Source organism: Arthrobacter sp. B6, from assembly GCF_001663775.1.
Lineage (GTDB): Bacteria > Actinomycetota > Actinomycetes > Actinomycetales > Micrococcaceae > Arthrobacter.
Window position 1 is genome coordinate 2,476,859 of record NZ_KV467168.1, and the last position, 19,040, is coordinate 2,495,898.

The 19,040-nt window shown below is 60.8% G+C and carries 15 protein-coding genes; 8 read left to right on the plus strand and 7 right to left on the minus strand.

What is annotated here, in order from left to right; translation table 11 throughout:
- Window positions 1–99: 99 nt before the first annotated feature.
- From AU175_RS10950 to dnaA, 5 genes are all read right to left on the minus strand, one after another.
- Window positions 100–657, minus strand: a complete 558-nt coding sequence (locus AU175_RS10950; RefSeq protein WP_066288561.1) for a DUF721 domain-containing protein — start codon at window positions 655–657, stop codon at window positions 100–102.
- A complete protein-coding gene (gene recF, locus AU175_RS10955; protein WP_066288562.1) occupies window positions 650–1,849 on the minus strand; it encodes a DNA replication/repair protein RecF in 1,200 nt (399 codons plus the stop codon). Before recF ends, AU175_RS10950 begins: the two co-directional genes overlap by 8 nt.
- A gap of 45 nt (window positions 1,850–1,894) precedes the next feature.
- Complete coding sequence (gnd, locus tag AU175_RS10960) at window positions 1,895–2,779, minus strand: phosphogluconate dehydrogenase (NAD(+)-dependent, decarboxylating) (RefSeq protein ID WP_066288564.1); 885 nt, start codon at window positions 2,777–2,779, stop codon at window positions 1,895–1,897.
- Window positions 2,780–2,884: 105 nt separating this feature from the next.
- Window positions 2,885–4,009: a DNA polymerase III subunit beta gene (gene dnaN / locus AU175_RS10965; RefSeq protein ID WP_066288567.1), complete on the minus strand. Its 1,125-nt coding sequence runs from the start codon at window positions 4,007–4,009 to the stop codon at window positions 2,885–2,887.
- 525 nt (window positions 4,010–4,534) lie between these two features.
- Window positions 4,535–5,956 carry a chromosomal replication initiator protein DnaA gene (gene dnaA / locus AU175_RS10970; protein WP_066288570.1) on the minus strand — a complete coding sequence of 474 codons (1,422 nt, stop codon included), beginning with the start codon at window positions 5,954–5,956 and terminating at the stop codon, window positions 4,535–4,537.
- A 466-nt stretch (window positions 5,957–6,422) separates the two neighbouring features.
- Between dnaA and rpmH the strand changes: the two genes are divergently transcribed.
- The 8 genes from rpmH to AU175_RS11005 all read left to right on the plus strand — a co-directional run bounded on the left by rpmH (window position 6,423) and on the right by AU175_RS11005 (window position 12,122).
- A complete protein-coding gene (gene rpmH / locus AU175_RS21370) occupies window positions 6,423–6,560 on the plus strand; it encodes a 50S ribosomal protein L34 (protein WP_003800212.1) in 138 nt (45 codons plus the stop codon).
- Between the two features lie 40 nt (window positions 6,561–6,600).
- A complete protein-coding gene (gene rnpA, locus AU175_RS10975; protein WP_066288572.1) occupies window positions 6,601–7,011 on the plus strand; it encodes a ribonuclease P protein component in 411 nt (136 codons plus the stop codon).
- Window positions 7,004–7,399: a membrane protein insertion efficiency factor YidD gene (yidD, locus tag AU175_RS10980; RefSeq protein ID WP_066288575.1), complete on the plus strand. Its 396-nt coding sequence runs from the start codon at window positions 7,004–7,006 to the stop codon at window positions 7,397–7,399. The genes rnpA and yidD overlap by 8 nt, the downstream gene beginning before the upstream one ends.
- Window positions 7,400–7,415: 16 nt before the next feature.
- Window positions 7,416–8,390, plus strand: coding sequence for a membrane protein insertase YidC (gene yidC / locus AU175_RS10985; RefSeq protein ID WP_066288577.1), 975 nt, complete (start codon window positions 7,416–7,418; stop codon window positions 8,388–8,390).
- On the plus strand, window positions 8,390–8,953 hold the full coding sequence (locus AU175_RS10990) for a Jag family protein (protein ID WP_066288580.1): 564 nt from the start codon (window positions 8,390–8,392) through the stop codon (window positions 8,951–8,953). Before yidC ends, AU175_RS10990 begins: the two co-directional genes overlap by 1 nt.
- A 21-nt stretch (window positions 8,954–8,974) precedes the next feature.
- Window positions 8,975–9,625, plus strand: a complete 651-nt coding sequence (gene rsmG, locus AU175_RS10995; protein WP_066288583.1) for a 16S rRNA (guanine(527)-N(7))-methyltransferase RsmG — start codon at window positions 8,975–8,977, stop codon at window positions 9,623–9,625.
- Between the two features lie 88 nt (window positions 9,626–9,713).
- A complete protein-coding gene (locus AU175_RS11000; RefSeq protein ID WP_269449482.1) occupies window positions 9,714–10,781 on the plus strand; it encodes a ParA family protein in 1,068 nt (355 codons plus the stop codon).
- Between the two features lie 66 nt (window positions 10,782–10,847).
- Window positions 10,848–12,122: a ParB/RepB/Spo0J family partition protein gene (locus tag AU175_RS11005; protein WP_066288585.1), complete on the plus strand. Its 1,275-nt coding sequence runs from the start codon at window positions 10,848–10,850 to the stop codon at window positions 12,120–12,122.
- Between the two features lie 5,358 nt (window positions 12,123–17,480).
- Here AU175_RS11005 and trxA read toward each other — a convergent pair.
- Together trxA and trxB are read right to left on the minus strand one after the other, a co-directional pair.
- Window positions 17,481–17,807 (minus strand): thioredoxin, encoded by a 327-nt coding sequence (gene trxA, locus AU175_RS11010; RefSeq protein ID WP_066288586.1) that lies wholly within the window; start codon window positions 17,805–17,807, stop codon window positions 17,481–17,483.
- A 36-nt stretch (window positions 17,808–17,843) separates the two neighbouring features.
- On the minus strand, window positions 17,844–18,800 hold the full coding sequence (gene trxB / locus AU175_RS11015) for a thioredoxin-disulfide reductase (RefSeq protein ID WP_066288588.1): 957 nt from the start codon (window positions 18,798–18,800) through the stop codon (window positions 17,844–17,846).
- Between the last annotated feature and the right edge of the window lie 240 nt (window positions 18,801–19,040).

Genomic DNA, 19,040 nt, shown 5'->3' on the forward strand with positions numbered 1-19,040 from the left:
GGTCTTTGGGTTCCTATACACCCGAAGGGCGTCGCAGCGCCCTACACGCCCTTAGGCGAATATTCAATAGGCCGACGGCGGCGCGCCCGCCTAAGCCGCTTATCCGTACGTATCGCGGGGGCCGCGGCCGTTGACGGTGCGACCGCCCTTGCGCCAGCTGGGTGCTGACGGACCGAGCACCTGGATGCTCGTGACCACCCCGTCGCCGAGTTCCGTGCGGAACTTCTCCAGCAGGCTGATGCTGAGGAGGCGCAGCTGGGTCGCCCATGCTGTTGAGTCGCAGCGGACATGCAGGGTGGTGTCGGTAAAGCTCTCCGGTGTGCAGTGGGCTGAGATCTCCGGGCCAACCAGGGTGGCCCATTCGGCCATCACGGACCCGACGGCCACAGGCGAAGTCCAGCCGCGTTCAGCCACCAGGCGTCCCACAACTTTGCCGAGGCCGAGGGGGTCCCGGCCGGTGGAGTGGAACTGGCTGAAGCCGCGGGTGTCCCTGATGCCGCGTTTGGTCTTGCCGGCGCCGGCGGCGGGCGGTGCTTTGCGGCGGATCTCGCCGCGCGCCGCGGCTGCCTCCCGCATGCGGTTCAGTGCCGCCTGCGGCGCATCGATGTTGTCAGGATCCCGGCCGGGCTGGAGGCCGCCGTCCTTATCCTTATTCATCGATTCCTCCCGGGATGACCTTCACCCGCCGGCCGGAGAGTTCCTCCGGAATATCGGCGTCGACGGCGGCGGTCACCAGGACCTGTTCCGCGCCGGAGACTATTGCCGCCAGTTTACGCCGACGCTGGACGTCGAGTTCGGCAAAAACGTCATCCAGGATCAGGATGGGTGCGGATCCGCCGGTCCGGGCGTCGTCGAGCATCACGTAGTAGGACGCCAGCCGGAGGGACAGGCACATGGACCACGTTTCCCCGTGTGAGGCGTACCCCTTGGCCGGTGCCTCGCCAAGCACGAGTTCCAGCTCGTCCCGGTGCGGGCCCACCAGGGATATGCCCCGTTCCAGTTCTTTGCGCCGGGACGCGGCGAAAGCCCGGACATACGCTTCCGTGAGCTCCTCCACGGTGAGTTTCCGGAGGTCGTCGTAGCCTGGTTCGCCCTCGGAGGACGGGAGTGCCGCACCTGGTGCCGCGCCGCCGTCGTCGTCCATCATGTTCTGCAGGCTCGAGCGGTAGGCCGCATCGGCCGCCTTGGATCCGTCAGTGAGCTGGGCATACGCACTGGCCAGGTGCGGCCGCAGCCGCTCCACCAGTTCCAACCGCGCGTGCAGCAGCTCGGCACCGGCACGGGCCATGTGCTGGTCCCAGACGTCCAGGGTGGCTTCATGGCCGGCGGTGAATTTTCCGGTCCGGGCAGACTTCAGCAGGGCATTGCGCTGCTTCAGGACCCGGTCGTAATCGCTGCGGGTTGCCGCATGGCGCGGAATCAGGCTGACCAGCAGCTCATCCAGGAACCGCCGCCTGTTTGACGGATCACCCTTGACCAGCGACAGGTCTTCGGGGGCGAACAGCACCGTCTGGCAGATCCCCAGGAGGTCCCGGGCACGAACCGGATTGCTGCGGTTGATGCGCCCTCGGTTGGCCCGGCTGGCATTGATCTCCAGTTCGAGTACCGTGATCTGGCCGCCCCGTACCAGCCGCGCCCGCACCAGCGCACGGTCGGTGCCGAACCGGAGCAGCGGACCGTCCGCACTGACACGGTGCGAACTGAGCGTGGCGAGGTAGCCGATGGCCTCCATCAGGTTGGTCTTGCCGATCCCGTTTGATCCCACCAGCACCGTGACGCCCGGTTCCAGGGCAAGGTCAACCTGGGCGTAACTGCGGAAGTCAGTCAGCGAGAGGTGTTCTAGGTACACGCGGTCTTCAGGTTTCTCGGGGCCCGCAGGTCCCGGGGATTGATGCTACTTGGCGGGGCGGGTGGCATGCCCGCCGAACTGGTGGCGCAGCGCGGAAACCATCTTCATGGCAGGGGAATTGTCTTCGCGCGAGGAGAAACGGGCAAAAAGTGCCGCCGTAATGGCAGGGGCGGGCACCGCGTTGGCGATGGCCTCTTCCACGGTCCACCGGCCTTCGCCCGAATCCTCGACGTAATCGTCGATGGAGGCCAGTCCCGGATCTTCATCCAGTGCCTTCACCATGAGGTCCAGGAGCCAGGACCGGACGACCGTTCCTTTTTGCCACGCGCGGAAGGTTCCGGGAAGATCAGTGACGATGTCCTTGGCGGCGAGCAGTTCGTAGCCTTCGGCGTAGGCCTGCATGAGGCCGTATTCGATGCCGTTGTGGACCATCTTCGCGTAGTGTCCGGCACCAACTCCGCCGACGTGGACAAAACTGTCGGCGCGTTCGCCCTCCGGACGGAGCGCATCAAACACCGGAAGGGCACGTTCAATGTCGGCCGCGTCGCCGCCGGCCATCAGGCCGTAGCCGTTCCGGAGACCCCACACACCGCCGGAAACGCCGCAGTCGACGAACCGGATGCCTTTTTCGTCCAGCGCGGCACCATGTTTCTGGTCCTCGGTGAACCGCGAGTTGCCGCCGTCGATCACCAGGTCGCCGACGTCGAGCTTGTCACCGAGTTCGGTGATGACTGCATCAGTGATTTCCCCGGCCGGGACCATGACCCAGATGAGGCGGGGTGACGGGACGGCGGCAATAAGTTCATCCAGCGAGGAGACGTCAGTGACGTCCGGATTGCGGTCGAACCCGGTGACTTCAAGTCCACCCTTGCGCAGGCGTTCGCGCATGTTGAAACCCATCTTGCCAAGGCCGATCAGTCCGATGTGCACGGTGGAACTCTTTTCTGCGCTGGTGGTGTGGCTGCGGGCAAACGTCCTCCCAACTAGGTAGCAGCAGATGTCGTTATGGGCGCCCATAACGACATTAACTGCGACTTAGTTGGGGAGGCGGACGGGCATGACCAGGTAACGGTAGTCGTCCTGGTCTTCGCCATCGGCGTCCGCCTGGGCGGTGATCATCGCTGGTTTGGGTGCGGTGGTGAAGGAGAACCGGACGTACTTGGTTTCAATGACGCTCAGTCCTTCCACCAGGTAGTGCGGGTTGAACGCAACGGTGATGTCCTCGCCGGACAGCTGTGCTTCAAGCTCCTCGGAGGCTTGCGCATCTTCACCGGTGCCGGCGTCGAGGTGCAGCTGTCCGTCGGTGAAGGCGAGGCGCACCGGGGTGTTGCGCTCGGCTACGAGGGACACACGCCGTACCGCCTCAACCAGCTCCTGGGTCTGAACGGTGGCGTGGATGGGGGTCGTGTCGGGGAAAAGTGAACGGATCTTGGGGTAGTCGCCGTCCACCAGCAGCGATGTGGTGGTGCGGCCGCCACTTTCGAAACCGATGAGCCGGCTGTCGTCGTTCGCCAGGGCGAGATGGATGTCACCGCTGTTGCCCAGCGTCTTGGCAACTTCATTCAGGGTCTTTGCCTTCACCAGGGCACTGGTGGAAATTCCCGGGGTGACAGGTTTCCACGGAACTTCACGCATGGCCAGCCGGTACCTGTCGGTGGCCAGGAGGGTGATCAGGTCATCCTCAATTTCCATCCTGACTCCGGTCAGGATGGGCAGGGTGTCGTCCTTGCTGGCGGCGATGATCACCTGGGAGACCGCCTGGGCGAAGGCATCGCCGGGGACCGTCCCACTGATGGTGGGCAACGCCGGAAGGGGCGGGTACTCGGCTTCGGGCATTGTGGCCAGGTGGAAGCTGCTGCGGCGGCAGGTGAGTGTGACTTTGTTGCCGTCTGTTTCCACTTCCACAGGGGCCGAAGGCAGGCTGCGGCAGATGTCCGCAAGGAGACGGCCCGATACCAGGATGGTGCCTTCTACCGCGATGTCGGCAGGGATCTCAAGCCGTGCCGAGGTTTCGTAGTCAAAACTCGAAAGGCTGACGGTGCCGGCTTCTGCCTTGAGGAGCAGACCCGAAAGGACCGGTACGGGCGGCCGCGGAGACAACGACCGGGCTGTCCAGGTGACGGCTTCTGCCAGGACGTCCCGATCGACTCTGAACTTCACGGAAGGGTGCCGCCTTTCATTGCTGCTGCCTGGTGCGTTGCGGGAACCCCGTTGTGGAGTTCCAAAAGTGGGTGCCCCAAACTCCTGAACCTGCATGGTCCGCGCTTGCTGAACCACAAAGAAACCCAAGGATGGGAGCGCTGCTGACAGCTTAGCCGGAAGATCAGCGATTAACCCATCCCCGGCAACGTTCCTGACTGTCCCGGGCCCCCAGGCCCTGGCAGGTTCGCCGGAGAGATCGAGATTGTTGTTTGAGGGAATTCAATTTTTTGGGATGAGTAGTGTTAATAACTGCTGTGGAAACTGTGGATAACTCGGTCCAGCCGCAGGATCCGGCGGTTAAGCCCTGTTCATGGACTGTGGGTGACGGAGGTTTTAAACAGGGTGTGGATGGGGATAAGAATTTTGGTGGATTCCTCGATCCACAGGTGGCTTAAGGGTTTTAAGCCCATTAACCGCACTTGTCCCCTTAACTGTCCACAGGGTTATCCACATGCACCTGTTAATAAGGTATGGAGGCGAGGGTCAGGAATCGCGCTGCTGCTGTTTGATCCTGTTCGTGAGTTCGGTGACCTGGTTGTAGATCACACGGCGCTCGGCCATCAGTTCACGGATCTTGCGGTCGGCGTGGATCACCGTGGTGTGGTCGCGGCCGCCGAGTTCCTGGCCGATCTTGGGCAGGGACATGTCCGTGAGTTCACGGCAGAGGTACATGGCGATCTGGCGGGCTGTCACCAGGGTCCTGGTGCGGGATTTGCTGCAGAGTTCCTCCATGCTGAGCTTGAAGTACTCGGCCGTCTGCGTGAGGATCTGGCTGGAAGTGATTTCCTGCGCGCCGTCGTCGGTGATGAGGTCCTTCAGGACCATCTCGGCCAAGGCCACGTCCACTGGCTGGCGGTTCAGGCTGGCAAAGGCAGTGACCCGGATGAGTGCGCCTTCGAGTTCGCGGATGTTGCTGGAGATTTTGGACGCGATGTACTCAAGGGCGTCGTCCGGCGCGGAGAGTCCCTCGCTGAGCGCCTTCTTCCGGAGAATCGCGATTCGGGTCTCGAGTTCCGGCGGCTGGATGTCAGTGAGCAGGCCCCACTCGAAGCGGGATTTCATGCGGTCCTCGAATCCTGCCAGGAGCTTGGGCGGCTGGTCCGAGGTGATGACTACCTGCTTGTTGTTGTTGTGCAGGGAATTGAACGTGTGGAAGAACTCCTCCAGGGTCCGGTCCTTGCCTGCCAGGAACTGGATGTCGTCGATCAGCAGCACATCAACATTGCGGTACGTGGTCTTGAAGCTCGCGCCCTCGTCATCGCGGATGGAGTTGATGAAGTCGTTGGTGAACTCCTCTGAGTTCACGTACCTGACGCGGATGCCGCTGTAGAGGCGGCGGGCATAGTGGCCGATGGCGTGCAGGAGGTGGGTCTTGCCCAGTCCCGAATCGCCATAGATGAAGAGCGGGTTGTAGGCCTTGGCCGGCGCTTCGGCCACTGCCACCGCCGCAGCGTGGGCAAAACGGTTGGATGAGCCGATGACGAAGGTATCGAAAACGTACTTGGGATTCAGCCGGCCAAATTCGTGTGAGGTGCTCGGCAGCATGGGCTGCGGCTTCTGTTCGATCAGCTGGTCGGACGTGAAAGACGGTTCGACGACGAGTTCAGGCTCTTCATGGATGGGCACCAGATCGGTGTCCACATCGATGGCGCAGCGGATGTCCTCGGAGAAAACGTTATGCAGCGCGTCGTCCAGCGCATCCTTGACCTGCGTCTGCAGGACCTCGCGGGTGAGCTCGTTGGGGACGGCCACCAAGAGCGTTGAACCGATCAGGCCCTGGGCCTGCGCCAGGATGACAAAGCCACGCTGCCGTGGTGAAACGCGGTCGTCCTGCTCCAGCAGGGTGACCACGCGCCGCCAGGAACTTCCGACAGTATTGGCGTGGTTGGCTTCGTCTACTGTCATCAATCAGTTCCTCAAAACTTGCTTTGCCTGCATTGCCTGCAGCCACAAGTCCGGAACAGGATGCTGGTCCAGCTTCATCCACAGGGTTATGCACAGTCCGTGGATAATCGGCTACTGAGCCACTCTAGGGGATCAAAACGCCAGAAGATAGCTGGGAAGTAGCTTGTGGATAATTACACGGTTGTGGTTCTGAAAAGGGGCTTGTGAGCCACTTCATCCACAGGCTGGTGTGGCCGGTTAACCACAGCTGGGGACAGGGACCTTGTGCCGTGCCGGTTTGACTCCGGTGAGCAATTTGCCCTAACGTTGTGAAGTCCTTTGTGTCCGCTTTTTTGCCCTATCTGAATCTCTCAGACGCACCGCGTTCGAGCAGCCGGGGGAAGCGTGCATTACAAAACTTAGCGTCGGCCAGTTCTTCCCCATACTGATCGGGTGGGCGCACCTTTGATCCACTGGAGTAACTAACGTGAGCAAGCGGACTTTTCAGCCGAATAACCGCCGTCGAGCCAAGAAGCACGGCTTCCGCCTTCGTATGCGTACCCGTGCCGGCCGTGCCATCCTGGCAGCCCGTCGTGGCAAGGGCCGCACCGAACTGTCGGCCTAAATAACTGACTCGTCGGTTTACATTTCTTTGCGAGTTTAAGGTGCTGGCCACCCGCAACCGTTTGAGGACTGCAACCGATTTTTCAACAACCGTACGTTCCGGTGTCCGCAATGGACGCCGGAACGTAGTGTTATATACGGCAGCTATTGCTGCCGACGAACCCAGCAGGATCGGGTTCATTGTTTCCAAAGGAGTCGGGAACGCTGTGGTCAGGAACCTCGTTAAGAGGAGACTGAGGGAAGCCGGTGCTGCCTCGCTGCGCGAGTACGGTACCGGGTTCGCCATAGTGGTCCGGGCTCTGCCTGCGTCCGCGGCCGCCAGCTGGGATCAGTTGCTGGCCGACTATAACGCCGCGCTTGAATCGACGGTGAGCCGGTTGGGCAGCCGCCTTCCGCGGGCTGCTGTTAACGGTTCAACCGATACAACACAGGAAGGGACACAGCGTGCGTAACGTGACTGCCGCCGTCGTCCGTTTCCTGCAGCCTGTTGCCGTGGCCCTGGGCAAGGTCGTCTGGAACCTTCCCCGCAATTTCCTTATTCTGCTGCTTAAGGCCTACCGCAAGGTGATTTCCCCCTTGTACGGCCAGGTCTGCCGTTTCTTCCCTTCATGTTCGGCGTACGCCCTTGAAGCAATCACCGTCCATGGTGCCGTCAAGGGCAGCTGGCTTGCCGTCCGCCGCCTTGCCCGCTGCCACCCATGGAACGCCGGCGGTGTGGACCACGTCCCCGCCGGCCACCGGGAATGGCCTGAAAACCGGACCCCCACAATTGTTGTGCTGAACAATCCGGACAAGTACCTGGCTGCTCAGACTGATGGAGAAGGCCGCGTTGCGGCCTGACGAATAGGGATATCGTATGGACTTCTTTGAAACAATCATGTTTCCGTTCAAGTGGCTTGTGTCCATCATCATGGTGGGCTTCCACGAGGGCCTGAGCACCATCGGGATGCCGGAAGCATCCGGCTGGACCTGGACTCTGTCCATCATCGGCTTGGTGCTGGTGATCCGTGCCGCCCTGATCCCCGTTTTTGTTAAGCAGATCAAGGCGCAGCGCGGCATGCAGCTGCTGCAGCCGGATCTGAAGAAGCTCCAGGACAAGTACAAGGGCAAGACTGACCAGCTGTCCCGCCAGGCCATGGCACAGGAGCAGATGGCCATGTACAAGAAGCACGGGACCAACCCGTTCTCCGCCTGCCTGCCCATGCTGATCCAGATGCCGTTCTTCTTTGCGCTGTTCCAGGTGCTCTCCGGCATCAGTTTCGCCCGTGACGAGGGCGAGGGCATCGGTGCAATGAGCCACGAGCAGGTGGTGCAGTTCGACGATTCCACCATCTTTGGGGCCACGCTTTCTGCTTCCCTGTTGCACGGCGGGGAAGGAAACCAGGTCGCCGTCTGGATCCTTTCGATCATCATGATCCTGGCCATGACGGCTTCGCAGTTCATCACGCAGAAGCAGATCATGGCAAAGAACATGTCTGAAGAGGCCATGGCCAGCCCGTTCATGCGCCAGCAGAAGATGATGCTCTACATCCTGCCCGTTGTCTTCGGCGTGGGTGGCATCAACTTCCCCATCGGTGTCCTGATCTACTGGACCACCACGAACCTTTGGACCATGGCGCAGCAGTTCTTCGTCATTCGCCGCATGCCGACGCCGGGATCCCCCGCCGCCAAGGCACTCGCCGAGCGCCGTGCCGCCAAGGGCCTGCCGGCCCTGCCTATTCTGGGCGGGAAAAAGGCCGACGCCGAAGCAGAGGCAGCCGCAGCAGCTGCCATCGTCGAGGCCAAGGGCCAGCGCATTCAGCCACAACGTAAGAACAGGAAGAAGAAGTAATGTCAGCCGAGAGCACCGAACACGCCCTTTCCGACGAGGTCATTGAAGACCGCGACGAGTCCGTGAGTGATGCCACTTCCACGAAGGGCTCGGCTGCCAGCCGCCTGGAGGAAGAAGGCGATGTTGCTGCCGACTACCTGGAAGAGCTTCTGGATATCGCCGATATCGACGGCGACATTGACATTGAGGTCCGCAACGGGCGCACCTACATTTCGATCGTTGCCGAAGAAGAATCGGACAGTCTTGACAGCCTTGTGGGTGAAGACGGCGAGGTGCTGGAGGCTCTTCAGGAACTCACCCGCCTGGCTGTCCTGTCCGCGACGGAGAACCGCTCGCGCCTGGTGCTGGACATTAACGGCTACCGTCACGAGCGTGCCGGTCACCTTCAGAAAATCGCCGAGGATGCCGCCGCTTCGGTCAAAGAGACCGGCAAAGCCGTCGCCCTGGAGCCGATGAGCGCCTACGAACGCAAAATTGTGCACGACGCCGTTGCTGACCTCGGTATGGTCAGTGAATCCGAAGGTGAAGGCGCCGGCCGCCACATCGTTGTATCCGCTGACTAGAGAATTGCTGAACGGCTAATCATGGTTGACATCACGGCCGCTGAACTGCTGGCCGCAGAGAAAATCTTTGGCGACCGTCTGGACCTCGCCAAGCGCTATGTTGAGCACCTCGCCACCTCCGGAACGGAGCGTGGGCTGATCGGCCCACGTGAGATTCCACGGTTGTGGAGCCGACACGTCCTGAACTGTGCCGTTATTGAGAGCGAAATTGCGCACGGAAGCCACGTTGCCGACGTCGGAAGCGGTGCTGGCCTCCCTGGGCTGTGCCTGGCCATTGCCCGCCCAGACTTGGAACTTACCCTGATTGAGCCCCTGGAACGCAGGGTGATCTGGCTCCAGGAGGTGGTGGATGACCTTGACTTGGCCAACGTGACGGTTATGCGGTCGCGGGCAGAGCTCGCCGTGGGGCACGTGAACGCTGATGTGGTGACCGCCCGAGCGGTTTCGGCGTTGAGTAACCTGGCAGGACTCACCATCCCCCTTCTTGGCGGCAAGGGTGAAGTTGTGGCTATTAAGGGCCGCAGCGCCGGCGAGGAAATTGAAAAAGCCGCCAAGGTCATCAGGAAACTCGGCGGCGTCCAGACTTCCGTGGTCACGGTGGGTGAGCATCTTCTGGAAGAGCCCACCACCGTCGTCCGCATCGTTGTAAATAAGTCCCAAAAGATTGCCTAGCCCCAGGCCCCGGTAACCTTGGTCTACAGGGCGAAGCGGTTAGGCTAGACCACGGCAGCAAAAGCTGAACGAGAGTGAGTGTGTCCCAGTGACCAGTAGCGAAGCCTCCACACAACGGATCCCCCCGTTTGTGTCTTTGGGGTCAGCACGATCAGCTGCTGGGCCAGGATTCGCGCCGGGTCGAGGAGGAACGCACCCGAATCCGGTTGCTGAACTTGCCGCATCGGCAGCCGTTTCACGTGAAACAACCGTTCCCGGTAAAACAAACGTGTTCGACTCCATGGACGATTCCAGCCCGATCGCACGGGAACTCGCTCATGAAACCAAGCGGAGGGAACGCCTCCTGGGTCGCGAGCTGCCAAAGCCCGAGAAGACACGGGTCTTCACGGTGTCCAACCAAAAGGGTGGCGTTGGCAAGACCACCACTACCGTCAACATCGCAGCTGCGCTGGCTGCCGCGGGCTTGAATGTCCTGGTTATTGACATCGATCCGCAGGGCAATGCCTCCACCGCGCTGGGCGTTGAACACCACGCCGATGTGGACAGCATCTATGACGTCCTGATCAACGATTTCCCTCTTGCGGACGTTGTGGCGCCGTGCCCCGACATCAACAATTTGATCTGTGCACCCGCCACCATTCACCTCGCAGGCGCGGAAATTGAGCTCGTCTCCCTTGTGGCCCGCGAACAGCGGCTCCGCCGGGCTATAGATGTTTATGCCAAGGCCCGGGCGAAGAACGGCGAAGAACGCCTGGACTACATTTTCATTGACTGCCCGCCGAGCCTGGGATTGCTGACGGTGAATGCGTTCTGCGCTGCCGGCGAGGTCCTGATCCCTATTCAGTGTGAGTACTACGCCCTCGAGGGCCTGAGCCAACTGCTCAAGAACATCGAGATGATCCAGAAGCACTTGAATGCTGATCTGGAAGTCTCCACCATTCTTCTGACCATGTACGACGGCCGGACCAACCTCGCGGCCCAGGTGGCGGCCGAGGTGCGCCAGCACTTCCCGGACCAGGTACTTGGTGCTGTGGTGCCACGCTCTGTGCGGATTTCGGAAGCGCCAAGCTACCAGCAGACTGTAATGACTTACGATCCTTCCTCCAGTGGAGCCCTGTCTTACCTGGAAGCCGCAGCTGAAATTGCTGAACGCTAGAATCTTCGAAAACTGCAACAACCGGAGCCGGGCTATGCCAGGCTCTACCACTGGAGGGATTTATCCATGAGCGAAAAGCGACGGGGCTTAGGCCGCGGTCTTGGCGCACTCATTCCAAGTTCCGCCTCTGGCAGCGCCTCGGGCAACGGGGCTGCAGTATCCCGTCCCGTGGATCTCTTCTTTCCGGAAGGCCGCAAGAAAGTCAGCTCCGTTGAGGATGAGTCGGACCGGACCGCGTCGGCTGTAGACGAAGTTCCGACTGCTGGTACATCGTCCAAAAATGAGCAGCCCACACCCACTGCGAAGAAGGCGGCAGCAACCAAGTCCGCGCCGAAGACGACAGCGCCGGCCACATCCAAGAATGCGGACGACGCTGCGGCTCCGACAGCACCGGCAAAGCCGCGGACGCCCGCGACGAACGGTACGTCCCCCGAGGTCCCCGAGAGCATTGTCGCCGATGAGAGGCCAGCTGCGGTTTCCGGGGACACCCCCGAGGCCGACAATGGTGTTGACCTTGTGGAAGTTCCCGGAGCGCGGTTCGCCGAGATACCCGTCGGAGACATCCACCCCAACCGAAAACAGCCTCGTTCTGTCTTCGATGAAGACGACATGGCGGAGCTGATCCACTCAGTCCGGGAAATTGGCGTCCTCCAGCCAATTGTGGTGCGTACATCAACCGAATCCGGTCGTGAACCCTACGAACTGGTGATGGGTGAGCGCAGATGGCGGGCTGTCCAGGCAGCCGGCCTGGAAACGATCCCCGCCATCGTCCGTGACACCACAGATGACGACCTTCTCCGCGACGCGCTGCTGGAGAACTTGCACCGCAGCCAACTGAATCCACTGGAAGAGGCAGCGGCTTACCAACAACTCCTCGAAGACTTCGGGACCACCCACGAGCAGCTTGCAGACCGCATTGGCAGGTCCCGGCCCCAGGTGTCCAATACGCTGCGACTCTTGAAGCTGCCGCCACTGGTCCAGCGGCGCGTGGCCGCGAGCGTCCTCTCGGCGGGCCACGCTCGTGCTTTGCTCGGGCTCCCCGATGCGGCCGCAATGGAACGCCTGGCTCAGAAGATCGTGGCAGAGGGCATGTCCGTGCGTGCCACCGAGGAAGCGGTGACGCTTTACCAGGATCCCGCGAAGCCGGCAAAGAACAACATACCGCGCCCCGGGGCACGCCACGAGCGGCTGGACTACCTAGCTTCTTCGCTCTCCGACCGTCTTGATACGAACGTCAAGATTTCGCTCGGGCTACGCAAAGGCCGGGTTAGTATCGAGTTTGCGAGCGTCGAGGACCTGAACAGGATCATGGAGGTCCTGGCCCCTGGGCAGGACAATTAAGAGGACTCTACGGAGGGGGCCTGTTTCACGTGAAACAGGCTCCCTTTTTGTTGCCCTCTGATCGTGAGTACTTGCGAAAGGAGTGAAGTTCGCTTCGAGCCGGCCTCATCGGAATGCGGTAGATTGAGCCACCTTTGGAGGGTTTGAGGGGCGATCAGGCGACTGTGCCGCGGAAGCAAAGGTGCGCGCGAGTCCCCTGTTGCCCTGTCACGCGCCGTCCCGCGGGAGGCGACGACGCGTCCTCCTTTCCGCCTATACCCAGGGGACCCGTTGCTCCCGTCCTTTTAGTGGACAATCGTCAGCTGGATCGGCAAATGGGGTTCTTGCTTGCCCCGCCAGTGCAACGGGCTGAATGGCGCTGGCTACTCCCGGACCGCTTCATCCCGGGAGAGCGCAGGGCGGATGCCACAGGCACTTCATCTGAGACCATGGTAAATGCCAGGGAACTGCGGGTGGGCGTCCAGTGTTTGAACCATATCGATCAATCAGCCGCGAGCTTAGGGGTCGACACCAGCTATGGAGAGTGAGCAGATAGCGATCAAGCGGCATTTACGTCCGGGCAATGCTCTCGCCTGTTGGCAGCGCCGGGCGTGGGTAGGCCCGGGAGCATCTTCCTTGCTTCCAGGTTGTTGTGTAGCTGCAGTACTGTTTCACGTGAAACAAGCCTCGATGTTCTCGCTGGAGAGTTTCGGGAGAAATTCCTTGATTCTGTAGATGCGTAAACAGGGCCGGTACCAGGGCTCGCGAGGCGGCTGCTGCGCGTCGATGGCATGAACAAAATTGTCAAAGCCCTACGGGCCGGATTGGTGGGCGAAGCACAGCTTAAACACCGAGCAATGGTCACGAGCACGTACCGAGTTGACCGCTCCGAGGGCGAGACAGCGTGCTTCCACGCCAGCCTACTTGGTGGCGGAATGGGCCGGGTGACCGGAAGTTCTGTTTCACGTGAAACAGATTCAATCCCGACATGCTGAGTTCGCTGATACAGCCGAAGAATAGATGCACAGCCAAGGACAGTACTCGCCCTAGTTATCCCTCCTCGATGACCTAATGCGGCTTTAGAGCGGCGTCCAAAGCGACCTGCGACGACACTCATTGGCAGCAGCAATTGCACTCCGGCGCAAGCGGAGGCAGGCGCCTAGGAGGCGGGAAAGACGACATTCACCTGATTTCAAGTCCGGGCTGGCGGCCAGTGGGTCCTCAGGGACATTCTCTTCCGACCGCTAGGGTCATCTGGGTCAAGTGAGAGGCAAGAGATCATGAAACCATCCTCCGAGAATGGGTACCTCGTTCCGCCGGAACCTTAATCGCTATGTCAGGGTGGGCTGGCGGTGCTCTGCACACTGCACCGGCCACGCGCCCTACCTGGAGTACCTACCGCACCAAGGACGGGAGTACTGGACCGAGGGCAGGAGTTTTGGCAGGCCCGGGAGTACTGGACCGAGGGCAGGAGGCTTCCACGAAACCCGGAGGTACTGGACACCACGGGTTTCACAATCTCCGCCTAGGGTACACAGGCGCAAACAAGTGACGAGCCCACAGGCTCGGTTCACGGAGAGAAGGACTGGCTTGGCTGGGGCATATGCCATATGGACCGTCACTGCCTGGTACGTTGTCCGGCAGCCTGGCCGGAAGCGGCGTCACCTCTGCACAGGAGTATGGAAGGGGAGGCATTGGAATATAGCGAGGTGAGTAGTCGCTCCGCCGAGTCAGGATTTCTTGATCACCCGCTGTGGAGCCTGGACGGGTCTCAGGCATTCCGGGGATGGCATCGCTTTCGCCGGCACTGCCCCGTCGGGACCGCAGTCAGCATCCAGGTCAGAGGGACGCGGCCCGGCGCCGCACAACGCTGCCTCAAGAAGGCTGTTTCAGGCCATCACTGCACTTAGGACTCGAGCCCTAGTCTACGAGCCGGGACGCTGCGGATCGTTTGGCTTGCCAACCGGAGTGGTCATTGCCGTCCCGGAATAGCGGAGAGCTGACTACCTCGGACTTCCCCGACGCCGGTGCCAATCACGGGTACATGGACAGGATTGTGGGAACTCTCCGAAAGCAATTTCCAACAAGAGGGCGTGGTGTCATTTGCGGATAATATGGCCGCCACCACGCTCGCCGCGGACCAGAGTGCACTACGGTTCGATCCCGCTATCGGACAGCCCAGTCGTCAGAACCGTCAGTATTCGTCGGCACATCCGCCCTGCCGCGTCGGCGTTAGTGCAACGAAGACGGAACTCCAGCATTCCTGCGTATGTGGCCCCAGCTTTGGTCGTCCAGGACTTGGATGGAGGGTCGGTGGACCAGTTGGCCCACGCGCTCGGGATCAAACCGGGCTGGGGAATACCTGTGTATTAGCCGGTGGATATCCCTGTGGATAACTTTGTGGAGAACACCTTGCTTGGTCGCTCGTTCCTCATCAAAGCCAGTCTCCGTAATGTCATCTAAGGTAGTGGTGCGGCGGCGCCAGCGCGAATGGTGTTGGCCTGTTTCACGTGAAACGAAGCACGAAGGGCGCGCCAGGGTTCTCGGAAGCCCCGGATTGCTTTATTCCAGTTGATTTTCGCCAGCAGAACGCGGGTTTGTGGGAATAGGAAGTGGTAACAAAACACTGCGGGAGACAGTCCCTCTGAGGCAGCGGACTCGCTTCCAGGCTCAGTGCCGGTAGCCGTCATTCCTGTGATTAAGTTCTCACCAGGAAGGCTGTGCATAAGCCTGTGGATACTCTTGTGGATAAGTCCTGGGGATAAGTTGCCAGGGTGTAGACAGACGGTCCACTTGTCACAGGGCCAGAGCACCTCGTCGCCGACCCCGCGGACAAACGCCGCTGCTTTGGGATGGCAATCCCAGGCTGTGGCGAGACATACAGCCAAGCCCCCGGTGTGGCCGAGACTGCTCGGCACGGCCGGAACGTGGCCTGGGCAGCCCACTCAATGTGTGCTCTCACAAGGGCCGCATCAAGCGTGCTGGAAATCCGGTACCCTCACAGCCTGGTACAAGAGTTTGTGCTGACCTGCGGGAGTGTGCGCTTTGTCGCGTCTGGCTTTGTCTCCGAATCAGGACCGCGGGGTTCATCGACTGTGTCGCTACAAAGCCGCCGCGACATGTGTCCATCGATGGCAGCGCGACTCGCGTGCGGAGCAGAGGACCTTTTCGGCAGTAAGAGCTTCCGCAGGCTGGATACGCGTTCACGGCGCGAATCAGGTGAGACGCAATCCTTAGTTCCTGAATCCGTTCGGCCAGGACTGCTGGCAGGGCGATTCCAGACGCCGGGCACTGCCTTCCGTCCGTGGGTGTTACCGCATAAGGCGGTGCAGATGGCGGATGCCGCGTGCCGCTGAATTCACCGACCATGGGCACACGTTTGTGATCGTTTCACGTGAAACTGATGGCCAAGCGCCCGACGCTCTGTTGTCGTCTTGCTGTTTTCTGCTGGGAGCGAAGGGTAGACGCCGGCTTCCACGCTGTGCGGCCGGATCTGCGTCGACGTGTAGATGTTTTGACGGCGTGGCCCCACACTGCCCAACCGGGCCCCTTGTTTGCGTACGTTGGCTCCCGTTGGCCTGGGAAGGGCGCGTACCGTAGGGCTGGCTACATCGAGACATGTCCATGACGTGGTTATCGAGCAAGGCCCAGCCCTGAATCTTCATAGCAATTTCTCGTGCAGGAGTCAGCGCGCATCAGGGGCTAATGTTTCACGTGAAACGTGAGCCAGCGCCTCCATGTGAGCCCTCCAGAAGGGCCTAGGTGTGGGTCGGGAGAACTGATGATTACCCGTTCATTGGTGCTGAACATCGCGCTTTGGGAAGGAGGAGCCCCACGTCTGCGTGGTGGTCATCCTGAGCTCCGGCGCTACCCGGATGCCGGGGATGCCGGCGCGCGGGCACCACGGCGGAGGGTACTTTCCGAGTAATCGGAGGATGCTCTAGTTGCACTGGAACTCAACTGCTTGAGCGCACCAGGTACCCCGCCCCCAAGACTTGGTCCGTCCAGCTCGTACGCCAACTCCGAATATGCAGCTTTGGGCCCTTTGGCGCTGGCCAGCGGCTACAGCCTCGTGCGTCTACGCTCCACCATGGATGGGGAATCGCCTTGCCCCATCCAAAGAGAGGCGGTGGAGGACGATAACTGCGCTGCAGGGGCCTAGCCGACTGTCCCGCTGACACCACCGGAAAATCCGGCGGAGTGAAGCCGTCGCACCGAACGGCTCCCCCGATACCGCTGCATTCTTGCCCCAGGCCGCAACCGCGAAAGTTCGGTGGTACGGATCCGGCGTCGGTTACCAAGGTCCGCGGTCTGTTTTGAAGGTTGATTTATTCGTAGTGGCTGGGCTAGCGCGCAGATACTCGAGCGGATAGCCTCGTGGCCAGTCCTACTGCAGCTAAGATTTCAACCGGAGCTGGTGGGAGCCGAGCCGCACAGCCATCCAGCTACCGATTCTCCCCCTAGGCAGGTGCGACTGCTGACTGAAGCTTGTGCTGAGCTTTCCTTCCAGTTATCTCCGCTGCAAAACGAGCACTGCTTGGCAATACGTCAGGGGCAACTCATGCATCCTCCTTCAATAGAAGATCTTGCTGCTCATGTTTCACGTGAAACGGAACACGCCAGAGCAGGGGCGTCTCGGATCGCTCCGTGTGCTGGCTGTGCCGTGTCAGGGACATTCCTGAATTATTCTTGGAGTGCATCAGGGCCGCGCTAGTCGCCAGCGCCATCTGACGCCGCTGTCCGGCCCCTGATTTGCCAAAAGAAGACTCCGGAGGGTGTACAGGAGCTGGGCCTGATGGGACGGGACACTCGGACGTAACCGACGCGCAGGGGACGAAGCGCCAGACAAAGAAGGCCGGTTCGCAGAACAACGGACACGGTCGGGCATTCCAGCCACTCGTTATGGTCCGCTGAGTATCTTGACCTGCCCTTTTTGACAATCAGACCGCTCCCGTACAGGCGATGTTAGAGACTTTTTCAGGGCTGGGTGCCGTACCCGCGCAGCGCGTCCCCATGTGGGTCCGATGTGAACGCCGCAGGCATCCGTTGACGGGGCCCTGCTGAGGGACTGGTTCCGGAGGTGCGGCTGCGGAGTGTTTCACGTGAAACACGCGGACGGGAGGTTACTCCACTACCCTCGGTGAGTACTCCGCCCGGTCCAGCTCCACGGAAACTCCAGAATCTTCTCCGCGGCGTCTCAGAGGGGCTTCTGTGGCAGACTAGCCATTGAATGAACCAAATCCGGTCTATTCTGGCCGAGTCAGCACGGCGCAACAGAACATAGCTGTTCGGTCCGATACCTTAAAAGCGAGTGGCCACCGTTCGAAGCCGGTGGCCACTCGCTGGATCGCTGATCGGAGCCCAGTCCCCTGAAGTTGTCTAGGACAGGACGTCTGCGAATTCCTTTTCAAAGAACTGCTTAGGCTTTGCGCCGATGACCGTGCTCTTTACCTGTCCGTCCTGGAAAAGGTAGACGGCGGGAATCGATGTGATGCCGTATTCAGCGGCGATGGCGGGGTTGTCATCAACGTTGAGCTTGACGACGTTCACCTTCTCGCTGTATTCGACCGAGATCTCGTCGAGGATGGGACCCAGCTTGCGGCAGGGACCGCACCACTCTGCCCAGAAGTCCACGATGACCGGCTTGTCCGCGGACAAAACATCCGCGCCGAAACTTTCATCAGTTACGTCTTTTGCGTTGCTCATAATTTTGTCTCTTTCTTCGAAGGGTTGGTACGCGGATTACGCGTGAAGATCTGCGAGGTAGTGCTCCACGTCAATGGCGGCTACGCAGCCCGAACCGGAAGCCGTGATGGCTTGACGGTAGGTGGGGTCTACGACGTCTCCGGCGGCAAAGACACCGGGGATGCTGGTCTTGGAACTGCGGCCCTCAACGGCGATTGTGCCGGCAGGCGTAATCTCCAGCGCATCCTTCACCAACTCAGTGCGGGGATCGTTGCCAATTGCCACGAAAACGCCGGTGACGGCGAGGGCGGAAACGGATCCGTCCAGCAGGTTCTTGATCTTCAAGCCCGTAACCTTGTTCTCACCAACCACATCGTCCACCGTGCTGTTCCAGACGAAGTTGATCTTTTCGTGCGCCAGGGCGCGGTCAGCCATGATCTTCGACGCCTTCAGTGAATCGCGGCGGTGGACCACTGTGACTGACTTGGCGAACTTGGTCAGGAACAGTGCTTCCTCCATGGCAGAGTCTCCCCCACCGATGACGGCTATGTCCTGATTCTTGAAAAAGAAACCGTCACAGGTTGCACACCAGCTGACGCCGTGGCCGGAGAGGCGCTTTTCGTTGGGGAGCCCCAGCTCGCGGTAAGCCGATCCCGTCGAGAGAATGATCGCGCGTGCCTGGAATGTTTCACCGGTGGCGATGGTGACGGACTTGACGTCTCCCTCGAGCTGCAGAGCAGTGACATCCTCAAACTGGATTTCCGTGCCGAACCGCGCCGCCTGCTTCTCGAAGTTTTCCATAAGGTCCGGCCCCATGATGCCTTCGGGGAAACCAGGGTAATTTTCGACGTCGGTGGTGTTCATCAGTTCGCCGCCGGCGGTGACGGAGCCAGCCAGAAGCAGGGGCTTGAGGTTTGCACGAGCCGTGTACACGGCAGCCGTGTAGCCAGCCGGCCCCGAGCCGACGATGATGACATCACGTACTTCGGACGCGGTGTTTTCTGCGTTGGTCACTGAACGGTGAACCTCTTCCTTAATCGATGCGCCAGCCCGTGGAGGCGGCCACATGGCACAACTGAATCGTGATGCTGGATATTCCGGGCGCCGGCAAACGAAGGAACCGTACAGGGACGGTGCAGGGCCACCTCAAGAACGACGCCATACCAGATTACCGTCTGGAGACAGAAGGGCCGCGCCCTGTTACCGCGGGAATGACTCCTGCAGGGAATGGGGCGCGGCCTGACGGCGGCGCTG